This window comes from Sphingomonas citricola, from assembly GCF_019429535.1.
GTDB classification, from domain to species: Bacteria; Pseudomonadota; Alphaproteobacteria; order Sphingomonadales; family Sphingomonadaceae; genus Sphingomonas; species Sphingomonas citricola.
This window is the reverse complement of the sequence record NZ_JAHXZM010000007.1, coordinates 64,906-87,003: the sequence shown is the minus strand read 5'-3', so window position 1 is coordinate 87,003 and position 22,098 is coordinate 64,906. Positions and strand designations below refer to the sequence as shown.

Genomic DNA, 22,098 nt, shown 5'->3' with positions numbered 1-22,098 from the left:
AAGGCGGACCATGCTTCAGACGGGATGCTGCGCTCCGGCATGCCGCGAACGCAACATGTCAAACAGCATTACAAATTTATGTTTACGATTGTTGCGAAATTGTCACCGTTCGATGACTGTTTGCGCCAAAAGAGAATGATGCATCGCGACGTTCACGACGTCGCGATGCATCGCTGCGCGTTACCGTGTCATTCGAAACACGGTATCGGGTTGGCGACCCGCGCCGGCCGCCGCGTCATCAGTAGCGCCACCAGTCCGATCGCCGAGGTCGTCGCGCCCGCGAGCGCCACCGCCGGATAACCCAGCCCCGCTGCGATCACCCCGCCGCCGAGCGCGGCACCCAGCGCATTGCCGAGGTTGAAGGCTCCGATGTTGACCGCCGAGGCGAGATTGGGTGCATCCGCCGCGGCGGTCATCACCCGTACCTGAAGCGGCGGCACCAGCGCGAAACTCGCGACGCCCCACAGGAAGATCACCACCACGCTCGGCCCCGCAAACGGCATCGCGGCAGCGAAGGCGACGAGCAGTATCGTCAGCGCGGCGAGCGTCACGATCAGCGTCCGGTCGACCGCGCGGTCGGCGAAGCGGCCACCCAGCCAGTTGCCCACCGTCAGCCCCAATCCGTAGGTGACGAGCATCGCGGTGATGAAGCCCAGCGAGGCGTGCGTTTCCTCGCGCAGGATCGGCGCGATATAGGTGAAAACGGTGAACATCGCGCTCGAACCGACCACGGTCAGCGCAAGCGCGCCCAGCACGGTGCGCTTCGTCAGCACGCGCAGTTCCGCGATCGCGCTGCCCCCTTGCGGTGCGGGAAGCGGCGGCAGCGTCAGCCGCAGCGCGGCCATCGTTGCGAGCCCCAGGGTGGCGATGCCCCAGAAGGACGCGCGCCAGCCGAGATGCTCGCCGGCCCAGGTCGCGAGCGGCACGCCGACCACGTTCGCGATCGTCAGCCCCATGAACATCGCCGCAACCGCGCTCGCGCGCCGCTCCGGCGCGACGAGGCCCGCGGCGACGATCGACCCGACACCGAAGAAGGCGCCGTGGTTGAGCGCGGTGAGCAGCCGCGCGGCGAGCAACATCCCGTAGCTGTCCGATATCGCCGCCAGCAGATTTCCCGCGGTGAAGATGCCCGCGAGCCCGATCAGCAGCGCGCGCCGCGGCACGCGCCCCGTGGTCAACGTCATCAGCGGCGCGCCGATCACCACCCCCAATGCATAGGCACTGATCAGCAGCCCCGCGGTCGGGATGGAGACGTGCAGATCGCCCGCAATGACGGGCAGCAGTCCCATCGGTGCGAATTCGGTCACCCCGATGCCGAAGGCACCGACGGCGAGCGCGAGCAGGCCGGAATTGAGTTTCATCACCCCCTCCTCAACGAAGCGCGGCTGCGTGGGAGGCAGAGCCCGACTGAATGTCCCAATAATTGGCAAACCATCATCGATCCTTGATCTATTATTGACGCATAGATGGACCGTCGGCTCTAGCCCCGGTACCGCGGACCAAAGCGGAGGATCTTTGTGTCGAACGCAAAGCTGGATGGCGGGATCGACCGCGCGCGGGCGCTCAACCTGTTCGTCGCGGTGGTGGAGCAAGGCAGTTTCTCGGGCGCCGGCCGCATCGTCGACATGAGCCCGTCCGCGGTGGCGCGGGCGATCGACCGGATCGAGGCGCGTCTGGGCGTGCGCCTGCTGCTGCGTTCCACCCGCGCGCTGTCACTGACCGCGGAAGGGACAAGCTACCTCCAGGCGGCGCGGCGCATCCTCGCCGATCTCGACGATGCCGAACAGCAGATTGCCGATCAGGGAAGCCCGCGCGGCCGGTTGCGCGTCACCGCGGCGCTGTCGCATGGTCGTCTGCGCGTCGTTCCGCTGCTGGGCTCGTTCAGCGCGCTTTATCCCGACATCCTTGTCGACATCGCGCTGACCGACACGCTGGTGGACATCGCCGCGGGTCAGGCGGACGTCGCGGTGCGGTTCGGGCCACTGCCCGACAGCACGCTGACCGCACGCAAACTGGGCGAGACGCGACGCGTGATCGTCGCCGCGCCCGACTATCTCGCGCGCAACGGGATGCCCGCGACGCCCGAGGATCTGCACCGCCACAATTGCCTGAACTTCAACTTCCGCCGCGCCGAACCGGTGTGGCCGTTCCGCCGTGACGGTCGCGACTTCACGCTGTCGGTGCGGGGAAACATCGAAGCGAATAACGGCGAAACCCTGGGCCAGCTCGCCGCCGAGGGTGTCGGGATCGCACGCGTCGGCGCATTCAGCGTGTCGGACGAGATCGCGGCGGGGCGGCTGGTCCCGATCCTCGAGCCGTACAATCCCGGCGACGTCGAACTGATCCACGCCGTCTTCGTCGGGGGCGTGAACACGCCGGCGCGCGTCCGCGTGTTTGTCGATTACCTCGCGGCGAACCTGCGCTGATCCGCCCGCGCTCGGTCGCGGTCAGGCGGCAGGCGCCGCGTCAGTCGCGAGCGAGCGATCATCCCCGATCAACCAGTGGTAAAGGCTCGGCAGCAGCAGCAGCGTCAGCATCGTCGAGGTGACGATGCCGCCGATCACGACGGTGGCGAGCGGGCGCTGCACCTCCGCACCCGCGCCGGTCGCGATCGCCATCGGCACGAAGCCGATCGAGGCGACGAGCGCGGTCGACAAAACCGGGCGCAGACGGTCGCGCGCGCCGCGGCGGACTGCGTCGTCGGTCGACAAGGGTTTGCCGCCGTCGCGTCCCTCGCGCAGCGCGTTGATATGGTCGATCAGCACCAGTCCGTTGAGCATCGCGATCCCCGACAGCGCGATGAACCCGATCGCCGCGGTGATCGAGAACGGCATCCCGCGCAGCCACAGCGCGAGCACCCCGCCCGTCACCGCGAAGGGGATGCCGGTATAGACGATCGCGGCCTCCTTGACGCTGCCGAGCGCTGCGTAGACGAGCAGGAAGATCAGCAGCAGCGCGGCGGGCACGACGATCGACAGCCGCTTCTGCGCCGCCTCCAGCTGGTGGAACTGCCCGCCGAACTCGATGCGATAGCCGGACGGCAGTTTGACGCCCTTCGTCACCGCGGCGCTCGCCTGCTCGACGTAGCCCGCGAGGTCGCTGGTCGACAGATTGACCATTAACGCGGCACGCCGCTTGCCACCGTCGTGCAGGATCGGCTCGACCGCGTTGATGCGGTGGAGCCGCGCAACGCGTGACAGGGGCACCATGCCATATTCACCGACGCGCAAGGGGAGCGCGAGGATCGCGGCCGGGTCGGCCCGCAGCGCCTCGGGCATGCGGATCACGATCATGTGACGCGCCTCGCCCTCGGGAATAAAGCCGACTTCGGCGCCCGCGACGCCGTCGCTGATCGCGGCGTTGACCTCCGCGGTGCCCAGCCCCAGCCGCAGCATCGCGGCGTGATCGAGCTCGACGACCAGACTTTCGGGGCGGCCCGCAGTCTCGAATTCGACGCTCTCCGTACCCGCCTGCTTCTCCAGGATTGCCTTCGCCTGCTTGGCGGCGCGTTCGAGCACGTCGTAATCCTCGCCGAAGATCTTGACCGACACATCGGCGCGGACGCCCTCCAGCATCTCGTTGAAGCGCATCTCGATCGGCTGCGCGAACTCGAATGTCTGCTGGGCGTAGACACGGCGACCAATCCTGCCGATCGCGTCGACCAGCGCCTGTTTGGTGCGCGGTTGCCCATCGCCGTGCGGCCAGTCCTTCTCGGGGGCGTAGAAGATGTAGAGGTCGTTCTCGTTCGGCGGCATCGGATCGGTCGCGACCTCGCTGGTGCCGATGCGCGAGAAGGTATGCGTGACCTGCGGCAACTGGCGGCGGATCTCGCGCTCGGTCGCTTCCTCGATCGCGAGGCTCCTCTCCAGCGACATGCCGACCGGACGATAGACCATCGCGGTGATCGCGCCTTCATCCAGCTGCGGCGTGAATTGCGAGCCGAGCGTACGAAAGACGAGGAAGGTCACCGCTAGCAGGATCGCGGCCGCCAGCGTCAGCCAGACGGGGTGCGCGATTGCGCGTTCCAGCACCGGAGCATAGCCGCGCTGTGCCGCGCCGATCACGCCCCTGTCGGCGTCGGCGTCGGCGCCGTCGTCGGCGCGGTCGGGCGCGCGCAGCAGCCAGGCTGCGAGCGCGGGGACGATGGTGAAGGTCCACACCAGCCCCGCGCCGATGGCGAGCATCACCGCCCGCGCCATCGGCTGGAACAGCTTGCCCTCGACCCCACCCAAACTGAGCACGGGGACGTAGACGAGCGCGATGATCGCAATCCCGAACAGCGTCGGGCGCGCGACCATCCGCGCGGCCTCCGCGATCGTCCGCCGCCGTTCCTCGGCATCGAGCGGTTCGCCCTTCGCCGCGCGGCGTTCGGCGAGCAGGCGCAGGCTGTTCTCGACCACCACGATCGACCCGTCGACGATCAACCCGAAGTCGAGCGCACCCAGACTCATCAGATTGCCCGATACGCCGATCGCGTTCATCCCGCTGACGGTGACGAGGAACGCGAGTGGGATGACGATCGCGACGATCAATGCGGCGCGCCAATTCCCCATCACGAACAGCAGCACGAGCGCGACAAGCAGCGCGCCCTCGCCCAGATTATGCTCGACGGTCGAGATCGTGCGATCGACCAGGTCGGAGCGGCTGTACTGCTGGTGGATCACCATGCCCTTGGGCAGCGCCGCCTGGATGTCGGGCAGCGCCTGCTCGGCGCGCAGCGCAACCTCGCGGCTGTTCTGCCCGACGAGCATCATGACCGTGCCCAGCACCGTCTCGCGTCCGTTCTGCGTCGCCGCACCCTGCCGCGGCGCCGATCCGATCGCGACGTCGGCGAGATCGCGGACCTGAAGCGGCAGGACGCCGGCGGCGAACTTGACCGGGATCGACCCGATCTGCGTCGCGTCCATGACGCGCGCGTCGGTGCGCACCGTCAACCGGCGCGGCCCCTGCGCAATGATGCCGCCGCCCGCATTCTCGACGTTCTTCGCCACCGCCTGCGCCAGTTCGCGCGCGGTGACGCCGTGCATCGTCAGCCGGACGGGATCGGGCTCGACGACGAATTGCTGCTCCAGCCCGCCGTTGGAATTGACGTCGGCGACCCCCGTCACCGCGCGCAGCATCGGGCGAACGGTATATTCCTGCGCCTCGTACAACTCCATCAATTGTCGCTGCGCATCGAGCCCGGCGGGCGCGCGGCGCCATTCGAGCGTGTAATAGAAGATCTCGCCCAGCCCGGTCGTGATCGGCGCGAGCTGCGGGGTCGCCCCGCTCGGCAATTGATCGCGCACCGCGCTCAGCCGCTCGGTCACGAGCTGGCGCGCGCGCAACTGATCGGTGCCGTCCTTGTAGAGGAGCGTGACCTGGCTGAGGCCCGTCTTGGTCAGCGAGCGCGTCTCGTCGAGCCCGGGCTGCCCCGCCATCGCGCGCTCGACCGGCAGCGTCACCAGCCGCTCGATCTCCTCGGGCGCGAGCGCGGGCACCGCGGTGTTGATCTGCACCTGCACCCCGGTGATGTCGGGGATCGCGTCGATCTTGAGCGTGGCGAACGACCAGATGCCGACCGCGGCGACCAGCGCGGTCACCAGCGCCACGACCAGCCGGTGGCGCGTGACGAGATCGAGCAGCCGCGCGATCATCGGGTAAGCGCGTTGCCCCCGTTCAGCGCGCGCAATTGCAGCAGCGCCTCGATCGCCTCGCGCCGCGTGTCGAGGATCGCGACCGTCGCATCGACATAGGCCTGCTGCATCTGCGTGTAGGTCGTGAGTGGGATCGCGCCGAGCCGGTAGTTTCGATCGGCATCGACCGCCGCGCTGGCGAAGCGGCGGGCGCTTTCGCCGTCCCATTGGCCGAGCGCGCGGCGCTTCGCCTCATATTGCGCCGCCTGGTCGAACACGTCGCGCTGGATGCGGCGTTCGGCGGCGACGAGAGTCGCATTCGCCTGCGCCTGCCGCCCCTGCTCGGCCGCGACCTCGCCCGCCTGCCGGTTCCACAGCGGCAGCGTGGTCGACAGCCGCACGCCGTAATTGGTTTCGCGGATGTCGGATCGCGCGTGGTCGTAATAAGGCCCGACACTGACGACGGGAATGCGATTGCGCCGTGCGAGGTCGACGCGCAGCCCCTGCTGCTCGAACTGCGCGCGCAGCGACTGAAGCTCGAAATTGTTCGCCGCGGCGTTCGCTGCGAGCGTCGTACCCGACGGCAGATCGGGCAGCGTCATGTCGGGGCGGATGATGCGGATCCGCGCGGCGAACGGCGTCCCGCGCAGCTGGTTCAGCTCGTAGAGGATCGAATTAGCGTCGGCGTCGCTCGTCGCCGCGGTACGCTCCGCGCTGATCGCGGCGGCCTGGAGCGCGGCAGCTTCCAGTTGCGGCGCGGGCCCGGCGGGATCGCGCGACACGATGACGCGCGCGAGCTGGCGCATCCGCGTCGCGACCGTCCGCGCCGCGTCAGCCTTTTCGTCGGCGGCGAACAGGCCGTAGCCGAGCGAACGCGCGCGCGCCGCCAGCGTCGCGTCGAACTGCCTGAGCCCGATGCGTGCGAGCGCGATCTGATGCTCCGCGATCGCGCGGCGCAGCGCGATACGGCCGCCGAACTCGATCGGCTGCACCACCGACACGGCGTAGGTCAGCCCGTCACCGATCGGCGCGCCGGTTACCCGGTCGCTCGCGCGACGCTCGCCGAACTCGACCACCGCCTCCGGATCGGCCCAGCGGCCCGCGGCGTCGCGTTCGATCCCCGCGGTCTCGATCTGCTTCTGGTAGAACTGCCGCTCGGGGTTGTTGGCGATCACTTCCTGCTCGAGCCGGTCGAGCGATACGGCCTGCGTCGTCTGCGCCGAGGCGGGCACCGCGCACAGAAGCGCCACGGTTGCGAACAGCCAACTCGTCTTCGTCATCATGCTCGTTCCACGCGACCGTCTTCGGGCCTTAACCGCGCGTCTCACGTCGCACGACTAAATCCCAATTCACACTCTGAACCACGGCTTGATTGATGCATTGATTGCCGGGAAAAGCGAGACGACGTGGCGCACATACGGCTGATCGAGGATGACCGGGGTACCGCCGACGAGATCGCGCATGAGTTGCGTCGCAACGGCCACGCGGTCACGCACTTCACGATGATCGCAGACGCGCTAGCGGCTCGCGGCGACGCCGCCGACCTGCTGATCGTCGATCGCCAGCTTCCCGATGGCGAGGGGCTCGACCTCATCGCGCGGCTGCGCGCAACCGGCAGCCGGACCCCCGCGCTGGTGCTGAGCGCGCTCGGCAGCCTCGACGACCGCGTGCGTGGGCTGCGCGCCGGCGGTGACGATTATCTGCCCAAGCCGTTCGCGCTGGTCGAACTCGTCGCGCGCGTCGAGGCGTTGCTGCGGCGTCCCAACGACACGCGCGAGACGCGGCTGATCGTCGGGCCGCTCGACCTCGACCTGCTCGCAGGGTCGGCGACGCGCGCGGGCCGCGCGCTCGATCTGCTGCCGCGCGAGCTCAAGCTGCTCGAATATCTCGCCCGCCGACCCGGGCAGATCGTCACCCGTTCGCTGTTGCTGCGCGACGTATGGGGCTATACGTTCGAGCCGAACAGCAACGTCGTCGACGTTCACATCGGTCGCCTCCGCCGCAAGGTCGACGGCGACGGCGACACCCCGATGATCCGCAACGTGCGCGGGCAAGGTTATGTCTTCGATGTTCCCGTCTGATCCGCTCACCCGCGCGACGCTGCGTTGGGGCGGCGCGATCGCGGCGTTGCTGATCGTGCAATCGCTGGTGGCGGCGGCGATCTTCTGGGCGCTGCTGAACGCCAGCCACACGCGCGACCTCGAACAATCGATGGCCGGCGACTGCCGCTTCTTCGCCCAGACGCCGATCGCAGAGCGTACCGAGGAACTGCGCGAGATGCTGACGCGCGACATCCACCGCGAGCGGTTCCTCGCCCTGTTCGACGCGTCGGGCCGGCTGATCGAGGGCAACGTTGCGGGACGCCCCGCATTGCCCGCCGATCGTGCGCGGTTTTTCACTGCGACGCTCACCCCGACCGAGCTGCCGGGCAAGCAGCGCGACGAGGCGCGGGTCACGTTGTGCATGCTGCCGGGCGGGCAGCAATTGCTGACGGGGTTCGACCTCGACGATGCGGAGGAGGCGCTGCGCACCGCCGAACACGCGCTGCTGATCGGCCTGCTGCCCGGGTTCGCACTCGCGATCGGGTTCGGGTTGATCGCGGGACGCCGCGCGGCGCGACAGGTTGATACCGTCCGCCAGGTGACCGAACGGGTCGTCGCGGGCGCACTCGACGAGCGGTTGCCGGTCTCGAGCCGCCCCGACAGTTTCGATCTGCTCGCCGCGCACATCAACGCGATGCTCGACCGGTTGCAGTCGCTCGTCGCGGACGTCCGCGGGGTCGGCGACGATATCGCGCACCAATTGCGCACGCCCCTGACCCGGCTGCGCGCGCGGATCGAGCGCGGCATGCGCGAGGCGAGCGATTCCGCCGGCTTTCAGGCGGTGGCGGATGCCGCGCTGGTCGAGATCGATCAGTTGCTCGGCATCGTCGCGGCCTTGCTGCGCATCCGCGAACTGGGCGACCATGAGCGTCGCAGCCGCTTCGCCGCGGTCGATCTCGCGCAGGTGGCGGCCGACGCGTGCGATCTGTACCGCCCGACCGCGGAGGACCGCGGAGTCTTGCTCGACTGCGCGATCGAGCCCGTCGGCCCCGTCGACGGCGATGCCAGCCTGTTGATCGAGGCGATCGCCAATCTGATCGACAATGCGATCAAGTTCGGCCCCGCGAGTGGCCGCGTCACGCTGACGACGCGCCAGTCCGACGAGGGGGTCGTCGTTACCGTCGCCGACGAGGGCGCGGGCATTCCCGCCGCCGAACGCGACCTCGTCACGCAGCGTTTCTACCGCGGTCGTCGCGACTGCCACGGCGCAGGACTGGGCTTGAGCCTAGTCAAGGCGATCGCCGACATGCACCGCTTCGCGCTGCGCTTCGCCGACACGGGCAGCGCGGTGTCGCTGGTCGCGCCACTGCGGCAAAGCTGAACGCGAATTTAGACAACCGGGCGGATGACCGCGCGTTCGTTTCCTCGATCAGTTTGCCGTCACACTCCCGTGCCGGCCCTAAAACAGCCCGAGGTGATTGATGCGCGTTTATCCCCGTTTCGCCGTGATGATGCTGGCCGCGTCGACGCTCGCGCCCCCTGCCCTCGCGCAGACCGCGGCACCCGCCGGCGGCTTTCCGACCAACAGCGTCACCACCCGCGAACACGGTGGCCCGCAGGCCGGTGCGCAGCGCGCCTCGATCCAGGCACTCCAGCAGACGCTGACCGAACTTCAGCAGCTCCAGTTGCAGACCAAGCAGGCGCATTGGAACGTGTCGGGCACACTATTCTACCCGATGCACGAGCTGCTGCAGGATCATTACGAGGGCGTCGGCAAATACGCCGACGAGGTGGCGGAACGGCTGCTCGCGATCGGTGCTTCGGCGGACGGGCGCGCCAACACGATCGTCCGCACCAGCCGCGTACCCGAATATCCCGGCGGCTTCACCGACGACGCGCAGGTGATCGGCTGGTTCGCGCACAACTACAAGGTGGTGAGCGACGAGATTGGCCAGGGGATCAAGGCGACCGAGGACGGCGATCCGACGACGTCGAACCTGCTGCAGGAGGTCCAGCACGCGATCGACAAATATCAATGGCAGATGCGCGCGATGATCCAGCCGACCCCGACCGATCAGAACACCGGCGCCGATCTGAACGGCGGCCGCCCGGTCGCGGCGCCGGGCGCGGGCAATGGCGGCTGACCGTGGTCGGATCGTCGCTCGATTAATCGTCGCACTGGCCGTCCCGCTCGGGGCGGCCGGTTGCGTGACGGGGTCGGGCCCCGCACCCCGGACCGCGCCCGCGCCTTTATTCGACCCTGCGACGTTCTTTGCGGGCGCGACCCACGGCACCGGCACGTTGCGCGTCGTGCTGCACCGCCCAACGACGACCGACGTTCGCGGGACCGGCCGCGTCAATGCCGCGGGCACGATCGTACTCGATCAAGACGTTATTCAGGGAAGCGCTGCGCCCAGGCATCGCCGATGGCAGCTGCATCCCGTCGCTCCGATGCGCTACACCGGCACGCTGACCGACGCGGTTGGCCCCGTTTCTGCCGAGACGCACGGCAACAGGCTCGATATCCGGTTCACGATGCGCCACGGTCTGTCGGTGGAGCAGCATCTGTACCTGCAACCGGGCGGTCGGATCGCGCTCAACCGCCTGACGATCCGCAAGCTCGGCATCGTCGTCGCGCGACTGGACGAGCGGATCGAGAAACAAGGTCGATGAACGAACCAATCACTCCTACCCAGCCCGAACCATCAGTTGCAGCTGGCGAACATCATCTGGTGCATCGCAGCGGCTGGCTGCGCGCCGCGGTACTGGGGGCGAACGACGGCATCATTTCCGTTTCCAGCCTGCTCGTCGGGGTCGCGTCTGCGCCGTCCGCGACGATGTCGGGGGTGTTCCTCGCGGGCAGCGCCGCGCTCGTCGGCGGCGCGCTGTCGATGGCGGCGGGCGAATATGTCTCGGTCAGTTCGCAGAGCGACACCGAGCAGGCGGATCTGGCGCGCGAGCGTCGCGAACTCGCGCGCGCACCCGAGCAGGAAACCGCCGAACTCGCCGCCATCTACGAGACGCGCGGCGTGAGCGCCGATCTCGCACGCCAGATAGCCGAGCAGATGATGGCGCACGACGCGATCGGCGCGCACATGCGCGACGAGTTGGGGCTGACCGACGAGCTCGCGGCGCGGCCGATCCAGGCCGCCCTGTCGTCCGCCGCCGCTTTCACTGCCGGTGCCGCGCCACCGCTGCTGGTCGCAGTCCTTGCGCCGCACCGGCTGATTGCGGTGTCGGTCTTCGCCGCTGCGCTGCTGCTGCTGGCGTTGCTCGGCGCACTCGGCGCGCGCGTCGGCGGCGCGCGTATCGTACCCGCGATGACGCGGGTGGTGTTCTGGGGCGCGACCGCGATGGGCGTGACCGCGGTGATCGGCCGCTTCGTCGGTACGTCGATCTAGCGTCGCGGGCTCGCCCGCCGCGTGGTCAGGTCATAGAAAAAGGCGCGCCGCCCATGCCCAGGCGACGCGCCTTTTCAAGCTGGGCGAATGGATCAGCCCTTGCGCGTACCCGACAGCGGGAAGCTGCCGAATGCGCCCGCGCCGACCTGTCCGGTCACGGTGTCGCCGTCGACCGTCGCGCTGCAATCCAGCGTCATCGGCATCGGCGAGGTCATCTGCTGCTTCCACTTGAGCGTGTCGCCGTCGACCTCGCCCGACACGTCGGAAGCGCCCATCGCGCCCGATGCCTGGCCGGTGAAGGTGCTGCCCTCGGTCTTCACCGTCAGCGTCAAATTCTGGTCACCCAGCGGCGACTTCACCGTGCAATCGTAGGTACCGTCGAGATTGGCCATATTGCTCTCCTTTGAGGTCGTGTGAACGGGCTCAACGCCGCGTCTTGGCAGGCGTTGCGCGTGGGCTCGCCGCCGCCGGCGGCGCGTTCGGTGCCGGCGCGGGCGTGGCAGACGCCGAGGGCGCGACGACCGCGGCGGCGGACATCAATTCGACCGGCAGGCCTACCGTGCCGAGCTGCGGCTGGACCTGCTTGGCATCGCCCACCACCACCCAGACGAACTTGTTCGGGTCGATCGCCGCCTTGGTCGCGGCATTGACCTGCGCGAGCGTCAGCGCGCGGTATTTCTGCGTGATCGTGGCGTAATAATCGTCCGGCCGGCGATAAAGGTCGTTCGCCTGCATCGCGTTCAGCACGTCGTTCGACGTCTCGAAATCGCCCGAGAGCGACCGCGTCGCGCCGTTGATCGCGCGGTCGAACTCCGCCTGCGTCATCGGCTGTGCGCCGACATAGCCTGCGATGTCCTGCCGCATCGCCGCGATCGACGGACCGGTCTGGTTGGCCTGCACCGGCGCCTGCACCGAATAAGGCGCCGCCATCTCATTGCGACGGAAACCGCCGAACGCGCCGTACGACCAATGCTTTGTCTCGCGCAGGTCCATGTTGATCCGCCCGAGGAAGCTGCCGCCGAGCGCGTCGTTGCCGACCTCGACCGGCAGCATCTCGTCGGTGCCCTTCAGCCCCGTCTGCGCACCCGCGGCGATCAGCGACTGCGGGCTGTCGGGCCGGTCGATCAGGACGATGCGCGGCTGGCTCGCCTGGGTTGCTGGCGGAAACACCTTCGTCCCCGCCTGCCCGGTCGGGCGCCAGTCGCCGAAGCGCTGCTCCATCACCTGCCGCACCTCGCCAAGCGGGCGATCGGAGACGACGAAGATCTTCGCCTTGTCGGGGCGCAGCCACGTCTGCTGGAACGCGACCAGATCGGCGCGCGTCAACGCCTGCACCGCGCGCGGATCGCCCGACCCCTGCGCCTTGGCATAAGGCGAATTGGGCGCGATCAGCTTGGGCAGCACGCGGCGGGCAAGCCCGTCGGGGCTGGTCAGCTCTTGCTGGATCTGCGTCAGCTGCTGCGTTTTCACGCGACCCAGCTCGCTTTCCGGGAAGGCGGGCGCGCGCGCCACGTCGGCCCAGATTTGCGACGCCGCGGCCAGGTTCGCGCTTGGCACGCGCAGCGAGAGCGTGGTCCGATCGGCCGAGCTGCCCGTCCCGATCGACGCCCCCAGTCGCTCCTTTGCCTCGGCGAGCGCGACCGAGTTGAGGTTCTGCGTTCCCTCGTCGATCATTGCGAGCGTCAATTGCTGCGTGCCGAGCTTGTCGGCGACGTCGGCCGCCACGCCCGCGTCGAAGCTAAGCACCGCCTGCGTCATCGGCACCGTCGCGCGCTGCGCGTAGACGAGCTCGATCCCGTTCGACAGCCGCGCACGCTCTACCTTGGGGAAGCTCAATCCTGCGACCTGGCCGACCGCGGGAAGCGGGCCACGCGTGCCCTTCGGCGCCTGCTCGGGCGCGGCCTGCACGGCGACCGCGGGCGGCACCTTTGCCTCGGCATAGGCGTCGCGCTTGCCCGGCACGACCGACACCGAATAGCTCGGCCGCGACAGCCACTGGTCCGCCGCCGCCTTCACGCTCGCAGGCGTCTGCGCCGCCAGCTGGGCGAGCTGTTTCTTGTAGTAGCCCGGATCGTTCGAATAGAGCGCGCCTTCGGCGAGCGCGACCGCCTTGCCACCGAACCCGCCGACCGATTCGAGCCCGCCGATCCGTCGCGACACCGTCTGCGTCACGTACCGGTTCACCTCGTCCGCGCTCGGCCCGTTCTTCAAGAACTCGGCCAAAATCTCGTCCATCCGCCGCGACACGACCGCCGGGTCAGCGCCCGGGCGCACCACCGCGGAGATGCTGAACGTGCCGACCTGCGAGAAGCTCTCGTTCTCTGCCGACACCTGCACCGCGAGCTTCTCGCGCTTGACCAGTTCGTTGTCAAAGCGCGAGCTTTCCAGCCCGCCGAGCACGCCCGCCGCCACGTCGAGCGCCGCGGCGGCCTGATCGTTCAACCCCGGCACCACCCAGGTCTTGACGATCAGCGTCGCCGCCACATTGTCCTTGATCACCTCGCTCGAGGGGCCGGGCAAGGCAGTCGGGATCGCCGCCGCGGGCGCGACGCTCTTGGGCCCTGATGGGATCGCGCCGAAATACTTCTCAACCAGCCGCTTCGCGGTCGGAACGTCGACGTCGCCCGCCAGCACGAGCACCGCGTTGTTCGGCCCGTAGTGATCGTGGAACCAGTCCTTGACCGTGGTCAGCGTCGCCGCGTCGAGATCCGCCATCGACCCGATCGTCTCGTGCCCGTACGGGTGCGAGGCGGGGAACAGCCCTTCGTTCAATTTGTAGCGCAGCAGCCCGTAGGGCTGGTTGTCGCCCTGGCGCTTCTCGTTCTGGACGACGCCGCGCTGCTCGTCGAGCACACCCTGCGTGATCGCACCGGTCAGGTATCCCATGCGGTCCGATTCGAGGAACAGCGCGCGGTCGAGCGCGGCGGTCGGCACCGTCTCGAAATAGTTGGTGCGATCGTAATACGTCGTGCCGTTCGAGTCGGTCGCGCCGACCTGCTGCAACGGCTCGAAGAAGTCGCCCGGCGCATTCTCGCTGCCGTTGAACATCAGATGCTCGAACAGGTGTGCGAACCCGGTCTTGCCCTTGGGCTCGTGCTTCGATCCGACGTCGTACCACACGCTCACCGCGACGACGGGCGCCTTGCGGTCGGTGTGGACAACGACGCGCAGCCCGTTCTTGAGCGTGAACTGCTGATACGGAATGTCGATCGCACTGACGAGCGCGGACACGGGTGCGGCGGCCGGCGCCCGCGTCGCGCCCGGCGGGGCGATCTGTGCCCAGGCAGCGGGGGTGAGACCGGCGAGCGCGACGCTCGCCGCGAGGAACGACTTGAAGGTCAAGACTGGCACGCTCCCTGTGGTGTTTTGCCGGAGCATAGCAGCGGCCGGGCGGGCGGCAATGCCCCCGGCATCACTTATCTTCACGGATGTAAGCAAGCGCATTGACTGCCGAAGCAACCGTTGCCATAGCAATGGTCATGAATGCTTACACGCGGGACACGTTTTTTCCTGACACCTCGATCGGTTATCTCGTCCGCGCGATTCATCAGCTCGGTTACGCGCGGCTCGACGCGGCGTGCTCGGACGAAGGGCTGACTGGCATCCAATGGTCGGCGCTGATCGCGATCCATTTCGGGCAGACGACCTGCGCCGCGCTCGCGCGCGACCTCGCGCACGACAAGGGCGCGATGACGCGGATGATCGACGTGCTCGAGGCGAAGGGGCTGGTGCTGCGCGACCGCGACGATGCCGACCGCCGCCTCATCAATCTGTCGCTGACCGACGAAGGGCGCGCGGTCGCGATGCGCTGTCGCGACAAGGTGATCGACGTATGGAACACCGTACTCGCCGACTGGAGCGCGGACGAAACCGCCAGCTTCATCGCGCAGCTCCAGAAACTGCGCCGCACGCTGGAGGACGCCGCCCAATGACCCGCTCGTCCGTCACGCGCGGCCGCGCCGCCGCGTTGCTCGCCGCCTTCGCGTCAATGACGCTGGGACTCGCAGCCTGCACCCCGCCCGACACGCGCCCGAGCTTGACGCCCAAGGCCGCTGCCGATCTGGCGCTCGTCGGGCCGTCGGTGCAGCTCGCGCCCGATTTCTGGACGGTCGTCGGCGACCGCCAGCTCGACCGACTGGTCGCCGACGCGCTGGCGGGCAATCCGTCGCTCGACGTCGCCCTCGCACGGACGCGGCAGGCGCAGGCGGTCCTCGCACGCCAGGGCGCGGAGCGCGGCCCCAACGTCAATTTCGACGCGCAGGTGCAGGGGTCGCGGCTGTCGGGCCGCTATACCATTCCGCCGCCCTATGCCGGGACCATCCGCGCGATCGGCACCGCGCAAGCCGGGCTCGACTGGAATCTCGACCTGTTCGGGCGACAAAAAGCCGCGATCGCACAGGCCGGCGCCACGCTGCAGGCGGCTGAGTACGACATCGCCGCCGCGCGCCTGATGATCGCGGGTTCGGTGATGGGGAGCTACGCCGAGGTCGCGCGCGCCGAGCGTCAGGCCGCGATCGCGACGCGCACCATCGCCGCGCGCGAACAGAGCGTGCGGCTGATCGACGCGCGCGTGCGCAACCGCCTCGCCAGTCGGCTCGACCAGCAGGCCGCCGGCACGCTTCTCGCGCAGGCGCGGCTCGTGCTCGTCCAGGCGCAGGCGGCGCGCATGCTCGCGACCAACGCGCTCGCCGCACTCGCCGGCCGCGGCAGCGATTACGCCGCGCAGATCGGCCCGACCCGCCTGCCCGCCGACGCGGCGCTTCCGATCCCCGCGCAGATCCCCGCCGATCTGCTCGCGCGGCGCGCCGACGTGGCGGCGGCGCGCGCGCGGGTCGAGGCGGCATCGGCCGGCCGGCAGGTCGCGCGCCGCGCCTTCTACCCCAACGTCAACCTGACCGCGCTTGTGGGCCTGCAGGCGATCGGCTTCGGCAATTTCCTCGACCTCGACGCCGGCACCGCGGGGGGCGGTGCGGCGATCCACCTGCCCTTGTTCGACAACGGCCGGCTGCGTGCCGAGCTCGAGGGCGCGACCGCGCTCGTCGATGTTGCAACCGCGCAGTACAATCAATCGGTGATCGACGCGGCGCGCCAAGCGGCCGACGCGATCGCGCAGGTCCGCGCCGCCGACCTCGAACGCACGCGCCAGCAGCAGGTCGTGTCGGGCTTCGCCGAGACCGGGCGCCTGAACGCGATCCGCGTGCGAAGCGGGCTCGATAGCCGGCTCGACCTCGTCGACAACGACGTGCGGCTGCTCGATGCCGAACTCGCCGCCGCCAACCTCTCCATCGACGCGCTGCTCGCGCGCGCGCAACTCGCCATCGCACTCGGTGGCGGCTTCGACCCTGCTCAGGACGTGACCACCCAATGACCGATAGCGCGACCGACACCGCACTCGAAACACCCGCGGGCAAGCCGCGCGCGCGCCGCCGCGCCTTCGCGATCCTGGGCGTCGTCGTCCTCGTCGCGCTGGTCGTCTGGGCGGTGTTCCACTTCCTGCTCGCCCCGCCCGAGGAGGAAACCGACGACGCTTATGTCGCAGGCGACGTGGTCGCGATTACCGCGCGCGATCCGGGCACGGTGCTCGCGCTCCACGCCGACAACACGCAGTCGGTGAAGGCGGGACAGCCGCTGATCGACCTCGATCCGCTCACCGCCGACGTGAACGTCGCCGCCGCCGCCGCCGAGCTGGCGAAGGCGGTGCGCAGCACTCGCGCCGACATCACGCGCGTCGGACAATCGGACGCGACGATCGTTCAGGCGCAGGCCGAACTCGCCCGCGCGCGTGACGATTACGGGCGCCGCCGCGGTGCCGCCGCGGAGGGCGCCGTCTCCGGCGAGGAACTCTCTCACGCTGCCGACGCGGTAAAGGTCGCCACCGCCAACCTGCGCCTCGCGCAGCAGCAGCGCGCGCAGGCACAGAGCACCGTTCAAGGCACCGACGTCAACACCAACCCCGCCGTCCTCGCCGCCATCGCCGCCTATCACCGCGCCGCGATCACGCGCAGCCACATGCACGTCGTCGCACCCGTAGACGGCGTCGTCGCGCAGCGCACGGTGCAGGTCGGACAGCAGATCGCCGCCGGTACGCCGCTGATGGCGGTCGTCCCGCTCACGCGTGTCTGGGTCGACGCCAATTTCCGCGAAACGCAGTTGAAGGACCTGCGCATCGGCCAGCCGGTGCGCGTCACCGCCGACACCTACGGCGACGACCTCGTCTTCCACGGTCGCGTCGCGGGCGTCGGCGCGGGTAGCGGCAATGCCTTCGCGCTGCTGCCGCCGCAGAACGCCAGCGGCAACTGGATCAAGATAGTGCAGCGCGTGCCGGTGCGCATCGCGCTCGACCCGCGCGAACTCGCCGCCAATCCGTTGCGCATCGGTCTGTCGGTGAAGACGGTGGTCGACACCGCCAGCAAGTCGGGCGCACGCCTCGCGGCGGTGGCCGCCGCGCCTTACAAGGGCGAGGTCGCGGGCAGCGACCCACAGGTCGAGGCCAACATCCGCCAGATCATCGCCGCGAACAGGTAAACGCGCGCCATGACCGAGCAGAGCGACGCCAGCAGGCTAGCGGAGGCGGCCCCCGCGCAGGCGCAGGCGAACGCCCCGATCCGCCCCGCCGCCAACCCCGCGCGCGCGGCGGATGCACCCGGCGGACCTCCGGCGATGATCGGCGGGCAGCTCGCGCTGACCTCGTTCGCGCTCGCGCTCGGCACCTTCATGATGGTGCTGGATTCGACGATCGCGAACGTGTCGCTGCCGACGATCGCGGGCAATCTCGGCGTCAGCAGCGACAATTCGACCTGGGTCATCACCGCCTTCGCGGTATCGAACGGCATCGCAGTCCCCTTGACCGGCTGGCTGATGCGGCGCTTCGGCGTGGTGCGCGTGTTTTGCACCGCGGTCGCGTTCTTCACGCTCGCCTCGTTCCTGTGCGGCATCGCCTGGGATCTTCCCTCGCTGATCCTGTTCCGCGTGCTCCAGGGCGCGACCGCGGGGCCGATCATGCCAGGCAGCCAGGCGCTGCTGATCTCGATCTTCCCCCCGCAGAAACGCGCCACCGCGCTCGGCATCTGGTCGATGACGACGCTCGTCGCGCCGATCATGGGGCCGATCCTGGGCGGCTATATCTCCGACAATTACCATTGGTCGTGGATCTTCCTGATCAACGTCCCCTTCGGCATCTTCGTCGCGTTCATCTGCTGGTCGAACCTGAAATCGCGCGAGACGCCGACCGCGAAACTGCCGATCGACGCGATGGGCCTGGGGCTGCTCGTTGTCTGGGTCGGCGCGCTCCAGGTCATGCTCGACCTCGGCAAGAATGCCGACTGGTTCAACGATCCAACCATCGTCGTGCTGACGATCGTCGCCGCGGTCGGCTTCGTCGCCTGGGTGATCTGGGAACTCACCGACGCCAACCCGACCGTCGACCTGTCGCTGTTCGCGCGTCGCAATTTCCTGATCGGCAACCTGGCCTTCTCGCTCGGCTACGCGGTCTTCTTCGCCAACATCCTGATCCTGCCGCTCTGGCTCCAGACGCAGCTCGGCTATACCGCCACCTGGGCGGGGCTGGTCGCCGCACCGAGCGGGCTCGTCGCGGTGGTGCTGACCCCGTTCGTCGCGCGGCTATCGGGCAAGTTCGACGCGCGGCTGCTCGCCAGCGTCGCGTTCATCGGCTTCGCGATCAGCTATTACATGCGCTCGGGCTATACGACGACCGCGTCGTTCACCGATTTCATGCTGCCGCTCCTAGTGCAGGGCGTGTCGATGAGCACGTTCTTCCTGTCGATGCTAACGATCGCGATCGACCGCATCCCGCCCGAACGGCTTCCCTCGGCGACCGGCATCTCCAACTTCACCCGCATCGTCGCAGGGTCGTTCGCGGCCTCGATCATCACCACCGCGTGGGACCGGCGCGAGGCGCTCCACCAGACCCGCCTGACCGAAGCGGTCGGCAACAACATGCCCGTCCAGATGGCGACCGAGCAATTGATGCGACTGGGGCTGACCGCGCAACAGGCCGCGGCGGCGATCACGCGGCAGATGGTGGGGCAGGCCTATCTGCTCGCCTCAACCGATCTGTTCCGCATCAGCTCGTACCTGTGCGCCGGGCTGCTCGTCATCGTCTGGTTCTGCCGCCGCCCGACCCCGCCCGAGGGGCACGTCGTTGCCGCCGATTAGGGTCGCCGCCGATTAGGTGTTCGCGCGTCGCGTCGCTACATCGGCGAACATGACCGATTTCGCCGCGACCGCCGCGCTGTTCCACCTGCCCGAGGGCGTGATCTACCTCGACGGCAATTCGCTCGGCCCCCTGCCGCTCGCGGCGGAGGCGCGCGTGGGGCAAGTGCTGCGCGAGCAATGGGGCGATCAGCTTATCCGCGCGTGGAACGATAGCGACTGGATGACACTGCCCTCGCGCGTCGGCGATCGCATCGCGCGGCTGATCGGTGCGCCTGCGGGCAGCGTCGTCACCGGCGACACCTTGTCGATCAAGGTGTTCCAAGCGCTCGCCGCCGCGCTCGCGCTCGCGCCCGCCGACCGCCGCGTGGTCCTGAGCGACAGCGGCAATTTCCCGAGCGACCTTTACATCGCCGACGGCCTGCTCTCAGCACTTGGCGGGCGCGAGCTGAAGGTCGTCGCACCCGAGGAAGTCGCGGACGCGATCGACGAGACGGTCGCGGTTACGATGCTGACCGAGGTCGACTACCGCACCGGCCGGCTCCACGACATGGCGGCGCTCACCAGACGCGCGCATGATGTTGGCGCGATCGCCGTCTGGGATTTGGCGCACTCCGCCGGTGCGATCCCCGTCCACCTCGAAGGGGCCGACGCCGATTTTGCGGTGGGCTGCACCTACAAATATCTGAACGGCGGTCCCGGCAGCCCCGCCTTCATCTACGTTGCCCCGCGCCACGCCGATGTCGCGCAACCGATCCTGTCGGGCTGGCTCGGTCACGCCGAACCCTTCGCGTTTGAGCGTGCCTACCGCCCCGCGGCCGGTATCGAGCGGATGCGCGTCGGCACCCCGCCGATCGTCGCCTTGTCGATCCTCGATGCCGCACTCGACGCTTGGGAGGGTGTCGACTTGGGGAGCTTGCGCGCTGCCTCGATCCACCTCTCCGACACGTTCATCCGCGAAGTCGAGCGTCGCTGCCCCCAGGAGGATTGTGGCCTGCAACTCGCCTCCCCGCGCGCGCCCCATGCGCGCGGCAGCCAGGTGTCGTTCCGCCACGACCACGCTTACCCGGTGATGCAGGCGTTGATCGCGCGCGGCGTGATCGGCGACGTGCGTGCGCCCGACATCCTGCGCTTCGGCTTCACCCCGCTCTACCTCTCAGAGGCCGAGGTGGTGCAGGCCGCCACGATCCTCGCCGACGTGATCGACACCCGCGCCTATGAGGCCGCCGAATATCAGCAGCGCGCGGCCGTCACGTGAGCGACGACGCGCCTCCACCCCATGCCGGCGCGGAGCTGAACTTCGCCGGCAAGATGGCCTACGCCGATTACCTCGCGCTCGACCGCGTGCTGGACGCGCAGCACCCGCGTTCGACCGCGCACGACGAGCTGCTGTTCATCATCCAGCACCAGACCAGCGAATTGTGGATGAAGCTCGCGGTCCACGAGCTCACCAGCGCGCGCGACGCCATCCTGCGCGACGAACTACCCCACGCGATCAAGATGCTCGCGCGCGTCAGCCGCATCCTCGAACAGTTGAACGGCGCGTGGGACGTGCTGCGTACGATGACGCCCAGCGAATACACCACCTTCCGCGACGCGCTCGGCCAGTCGTCGGGGTTCCAGTCGTGGCAGTATCGCGCGATCGAATTCCTGTGCGGCAACCGCCACCACGCGATGCTCGCCCCCCATCGCCACCGCAGTGACACGCTCGCCGCGCTTGAGAACATCCTCTCGCAGCCAAGCATCTACGACGCCGCGCTGCTGCTGCTCCACCGGCACGACCTGCTCGGCGACCCGACGCGTGACTGGCGCAGCGAGCGTGCGACCGACCCGGCGGTGACCGAAGCCTGGGCGACGATCTACCGCGATCCCGCGGCTCATTGGCCGCTGTACGAACTCGCCGAGAAACTGGTCGACCTCGAGGATTATTTCCGCCGCTGGCGTTTCAACCACGTCACCACCGTCGAGCGGGTGATCGGATTGAAGCGCGGGACCGGCGGCACCAGCGGCGTCGGCTATCTGCGGCGCATGCTAGAGGTCGAGCTGTTCCCCGAACTCTGGCAGGTTCGCACACACCTGTAGCACCCCTCGGTTAAGTCGCTTGATCAACATGGGCCGACAGGCGCAGCTTCTCCGTTCGGAGTTCGTCGACGGGCGGTTCTACGGCCGCGACACCTCCGGGCAAGGAGAGATGTCACATGGCCTATTCCGATCAGGCACCCGGCAGCCGGCGTATCGCGACGATCGCCGGCGTCGCGGCCATCCACGGATTGCTCGGTTTCGCCTTCGTCACCGGCATGGCGACGAACTTCGTCCGCGAGGTGTCGCATACGCTGACGACCACCAACGTCCCCCTCGACGTGCCACCGCCGCCCGACACACCGCCCCCGCCGCAGCAGACCGCCACCGCGCCGTCGAGCGCCACCGTGATCACGACGGTCGTGCCGCGCGTGCCGACGCTGACCGACAATCCGACCGTGACCGTCGACCTCGTGCCCGCGCCGCCGCTGTCCTTCCCGCCCGCGCGGATCGACGTCGCGCCGCCACCCCCTGCCCCGCCGGTCATCAGCAAGGCGAGCGGCGTTCGCGCGCTCGGCAATCGCAGCAGCTGGATCACCACCGAGGATTACCCCGCCGCCGCGCTCCGCGCCGAGGACGAGGGGGTGGTGTCACTGACCGTCCAGGTCGGCAGCGACGGGCGCGTCACCGGCTGCTCGGTCACCGCGTCGAGCGGTTCGGCCACGCTCGATAACGCGACGTGTCGCCTGTACCAGCGCCGCGCGCGCTTCGAACCCGCCCGCAACGATGCGGGCAATGCGATCGCGACCAGCTACGACGACCGCGTCCGCTGGCAATTGCCGCGCTGAA

Annotated in this window: 18 protein-coding genes; 13 read left to right on the top strand and 5 right to left on the bottom strand. The window is 68.8% G+C overall.

Features of this window, described 5'->3' with window-relative positions; genetic code table 11:
- Positions 1-188: 188 nt before the first annotated feature.
- The gene (locus tag KZ810_RS15690) at positions 189-1,361 is read right to left on the bottom strand and encodes an MFS transporter (protein ID WP_219770061.1); all 1,173 of its coding nucleotides are present in this window, start codon (positions 1,359-1,361) and stop codon (positions 189-191) included.
- A gap of 156 nt (positions 1,362-1,517) precedes the next feature.
- On the opposite strand from KZ810_RS15690, the gene KZ810_RS15685 reads away from it, so the two are divergent.
- On the top strand, positions 1,518-2,426 hold the full coding sequence (locus KZ810_RS15685; RefSeq protein ID WP_219770060.1) for a LysR family transcriptional regulator: 909 nt from the start codon (positions 1,518-1,520) through the stop codon (positions 2,424-2,426).
- 21 nt (positions 2,427-2,447) lie between these two features.
- On the opposite strand, the gene KZ810_RS15680 is transcribed toward KZ810_RS15685, so the two are convergent.
- Positions 2,448-5,636: an efflux RND transporter permease subunit gene (locus KZ810_RS15680; RefSeq protein WP_219770059.1), complete on the bottom strand. Its 3,189-nt coding sequence runs from the start codon at positions 5,634-5,636 to the stop codon at positions 2,448-2,450.
- Positions 5,633-6,895, bottom strand: coding sequence for a TolC family protein (locus KZ810_RS15675; protein WP_219770058.1), 1,263 nt, complete (start codon positions 6,893-6,895; stop codon positions 5,633-5,635). Before KZ810_RS15675 ends, KZ810_RS15680 begins: the two co-directional genes overlap by 4 nt.
- Positions 6,896-7,021: 126 nt before the next feature.
- Here KZ810_RS15675 and KZ810_RS15670 point away from each other — a divergent pair, with 126 nt between their 5' ends.
- From KZ810_RS15670 to KZ810_RS15650, 5 genes are all read left to right on the top strand, one after another.
- Positions 7,022-7,696, top strand: a complete 675-nt coding sequence (locus tag KZ810_RS15670) for a response regulator transcription factor (protein ID WP_219770057.1) — start codon at positions 7,022-7,024, stop codon at positions 7,694-7,696.
- The gene (locus KZ810_RS15665; protein WP_219770056.1) at positions 7,683-9,038 is read left to right on the top strand and encodes a sensor histidine kinase; all 1,356 of its coding nucleotides are present in this window, start codon (positions 7,683-7,685) and stop codon (positions 9,036-9,038) included. Before KZ810_RS15670 ends, KZ810_RS15665 begins: the two co-directional genes overlap by 14 nt.
- A gap of 100 nt (positions 9,039-9,138) precedes the next feature.
- Entirely contained in the window at positions 9,139-9,801 is a 663-nt protein-coding gene (locus KZ810_RS15660) for a Dps family protein (protein ID WP_258045010.1), read from the top strand.
- Positions 9,791-10,330, top strand: coding sequence for a DUF3833 family protein (locus KZ810_RS15655; RefSeq protein WP_219770055.1), 540 nt, complete (start codon positions 9,791-9,793; stop codon positions 10,328-10,330). The genes KZ810_RS15660 and KZ810_RS15655 overlap by 11 nt, the downstream gene beginning before the upstream one ends.
- Positions 10,327-11,058 (top strand): VIT1/CCC1 transporter family protein, encoded by a 732-nt coding sequence (locus KZ810_RS15650; RefSeq protein WP_219770054.1) that lies wholly within the window; start codon positions 10,327-10,329, stop codon positions 11,056-11,058. The genes KZ810_RS15655 and KZ810_RS15650 overlap by 4 nt, the downstream gene beginning before the upstream one ends.
- Before the next feature lie 92 nt (positions 11,059-11,150).
- Here the strand turns inward: KZ810_RS15650 and KZ810_RS15645 are convergent, their stop codons facing one another.
- Together KZ810_RS15645 and KZ810_RS15640 are read right to left on the bottom strand one after the other, a co-directional pair.
- On the bottom strand, positions 11,151-11,450 hold the full coding sequence (locus tag KZ810_RS15645) for a hypothetical protein (RefSeq protein ID WP_219770053.1): 300 nt from the start codon (positions 11,448-11,450) through the stop codon (positions 11,151-11,153).
- Positions 11,451-11,481: 31 nt separating this feature from the next.
- Positions 11,482-14,400: a M16 family metallopeptidase gene (locus tag KZ810_RS15640; protein WP_258045008.1), complete on the bottom strand. Its 2,919-nt coding sequence runs from the start codon at positions 14,398-14,400 to the stop codon at positions 11,482-11,484.
- A 137-nt stretch (positions 14,401-14,537) separates the two neighbouring features.
- Between KZ810_RS15640 and KZ810_RS15635 the strand changes: the two genes are divergently transcribed.
- The 7 genes from KZ810_RS15635 to KZ810_RS15605 all read left to right on the top strand — a co-directional run bounded on the left by KZ810_RS15635 (position 14,538) and on the right by KZ810_RS15605 (position 22,097).
- On the top strand, positions 14,538-14,990 hold the full coding sequence (locus KZ810_RS15635) for a MarR family winged helix-turn-helix transcriptional regulator (RefSeq protein ID WP_219770051.1): 453 nt from the start codon (positions 14,538-14,540) through the stop codon (positions 14,988-14,990).
- A complete protein-coding gene (locus KZ810_RS15630) occupies positions 14,987-16,426 on the top strand; it encodes an efflux transporter outer membrane subunit (protein WP_219770050.1) in 1,440 nt (479 codons plus the stop codon). The genes KZ810_RS15635 and KZ810_RS15630 overlap by 4 nt, the downstream gene beginning before the upstream one ends.
- Entirely contained in the window at positions 16,423-17,583 is a 1,161-nt protein-coding gene (locus KZ810_RS15625) for an HlyD family secretion protein (RefSeq protein WP_219770049.1), read from the top strand. Before KZ810_RS15630 ends, KZ810_RS15625 begins: the two co-directional genes overlap by 4 nt.
- Positions 17,584-17,718: 135 nt before the next feature.
- Positions 17,719-19,233, top strand: a complete 1,515-nt coding sequence (locus KZ810_RS15620; RefSeq protein WP_219770137.1) for a DHA2 family efflux MFS transporter permease subunit — start codon at positions 17,719-17,721, stop codon at positions 19,231-19,233.
- 49 nt (positions 19,234-19,282) lie between these two features.
- Positions 19,283-20,488, top strand: coding sequence for a kynureninase (gene kynU / locus KZ810_RS15615; protein WP_219770048.1), 1,206 nt, complete (start codon positions 19,283-19,285; stop codon positions 20,486-20,488).
- The gene (gene kynA / locus KZ810_RS15610) at positions 20,485-21,312 is read left to right on the top strand and encodes a tryptophan 2,3-dioxygenase (RefSeq protein ID WP_308461576.1); all 828 of its coding nucleotides are present in this window, start codon (positions 20,485-20,487) and stop codon (positions 21,310-21,312) included. Before kynU ends, kynA begins: the two co-directional genes overlap by 4 nt.
- A gap of 116 nt (positions 21,313-21,428) precedes the next feature.
- The gene (locus KZ810_RS15605) at positions 21,429-22,097 is read left to right on the top strand and encodes an energy transducer TonB (RefSeq protein ID WP_219770047.1); all 669 of its coding nucleotides are present in this window, start codon (positions 21,429-21,431) and stop codon (positions 22,095-22,097) included.
- Position 22,098 lies beyond the last annotated feature (1 nt).

Coding starts and splice junctions, on each gene's coding strand:
- KZ810_RS15690 (WP_219770061.1), bottom strand. CDS start 1,361: ATGAAACTCAATTCCGGCCTGCTCGCGCTCGCCGTCGGTGCCTTCGGC.
- KZ810_RS15680 (WP_219770059.1), bottom strand. CDS start 5,636: ATGATCGCGCGGCTGCTCGATCTCGTCACGCGCCACCGGCTGGTCGTG.
- KZ810_RS15675 (WP_219770058.1), bottom strand. CDS start 6,895: ATGACGAAGACGAGTTGGCTGTTCGCAACCGTGGCGCTTCTGTGCGCG.
- KZ810_RS15665 (WP_219770056.1), top strand. CDS start 7,683: ATGTTCCCGTCTGATCCGCTCACCCGCGCGACGCTGCGTTGGGGCGGC.
- KZ810_RS15660 (WP_258045010.1), top strand. CDS start 9,139: ATGCGCGTTTATCCCCGTTTCGCCGTGATGATGCTGGCCGCGTCGACG.
- KZ810_RS15655 (WP_219770055.1), top strand. CDS start 9,791: ATGGCGGCTGACCGTGGTCGGATCGTCGCTCGATTAATCGTCGCACTG.
- KZ810_RS15650 (WP_219770054.1), top strand. CDS start 10,327: ATGAACGAACCAATCACTCCTACCCAGCCCGAACCATCAGTTGCAGCT.
- KZ810_RS15645 (WP_219770053.1), bottom strand. CDS start 11,450: ATGGCCAATCTCGACGGTACCTACGATTGCACGGTGAAGTCGCCGCTG.
- KZ810_RS15635 (WP_219770051.1), top strand. CDS start 14,538: ATGAATGCTTACACGCGGGACACGTTTTTTCCTGACACCTCGATCGGT.
- KZ810_RS15630 (WP_219770050.1), top strand. CDS start 14,987: ATGACCCGCTCGTCCGTCACGCGCGGCCGCGCCGCCGCGTTGCTCGCC.
- KZ810_RS15625 (WP_219770049.1), top strand. CDS start 16,423: ATGACCGATAGCGCGACCGACACCGCACTCGAAACACCCGCGGGCAAG.
- KZ810_RS15620 (WP_219770137.1), top strand. CDS start 17,719: ATGATCGGCGGGCAGCTCGCGCTGACCTCGTTCGCGCTCGCGCTCGGC.
- kynU (WP_219770048.1), top strand. CDS start 19,283: ATGACCGATTTCGCCGCGACCGCCGCGCTGTTCCACCTGCCCGAGGGC.
- KZ810_RS15605 (WP_219770047.1), top strand. CDS start 21,429: ATGGCCTATTCCGATCAGGCACCCGGCAGCCGGCGTATCGCGACGATC.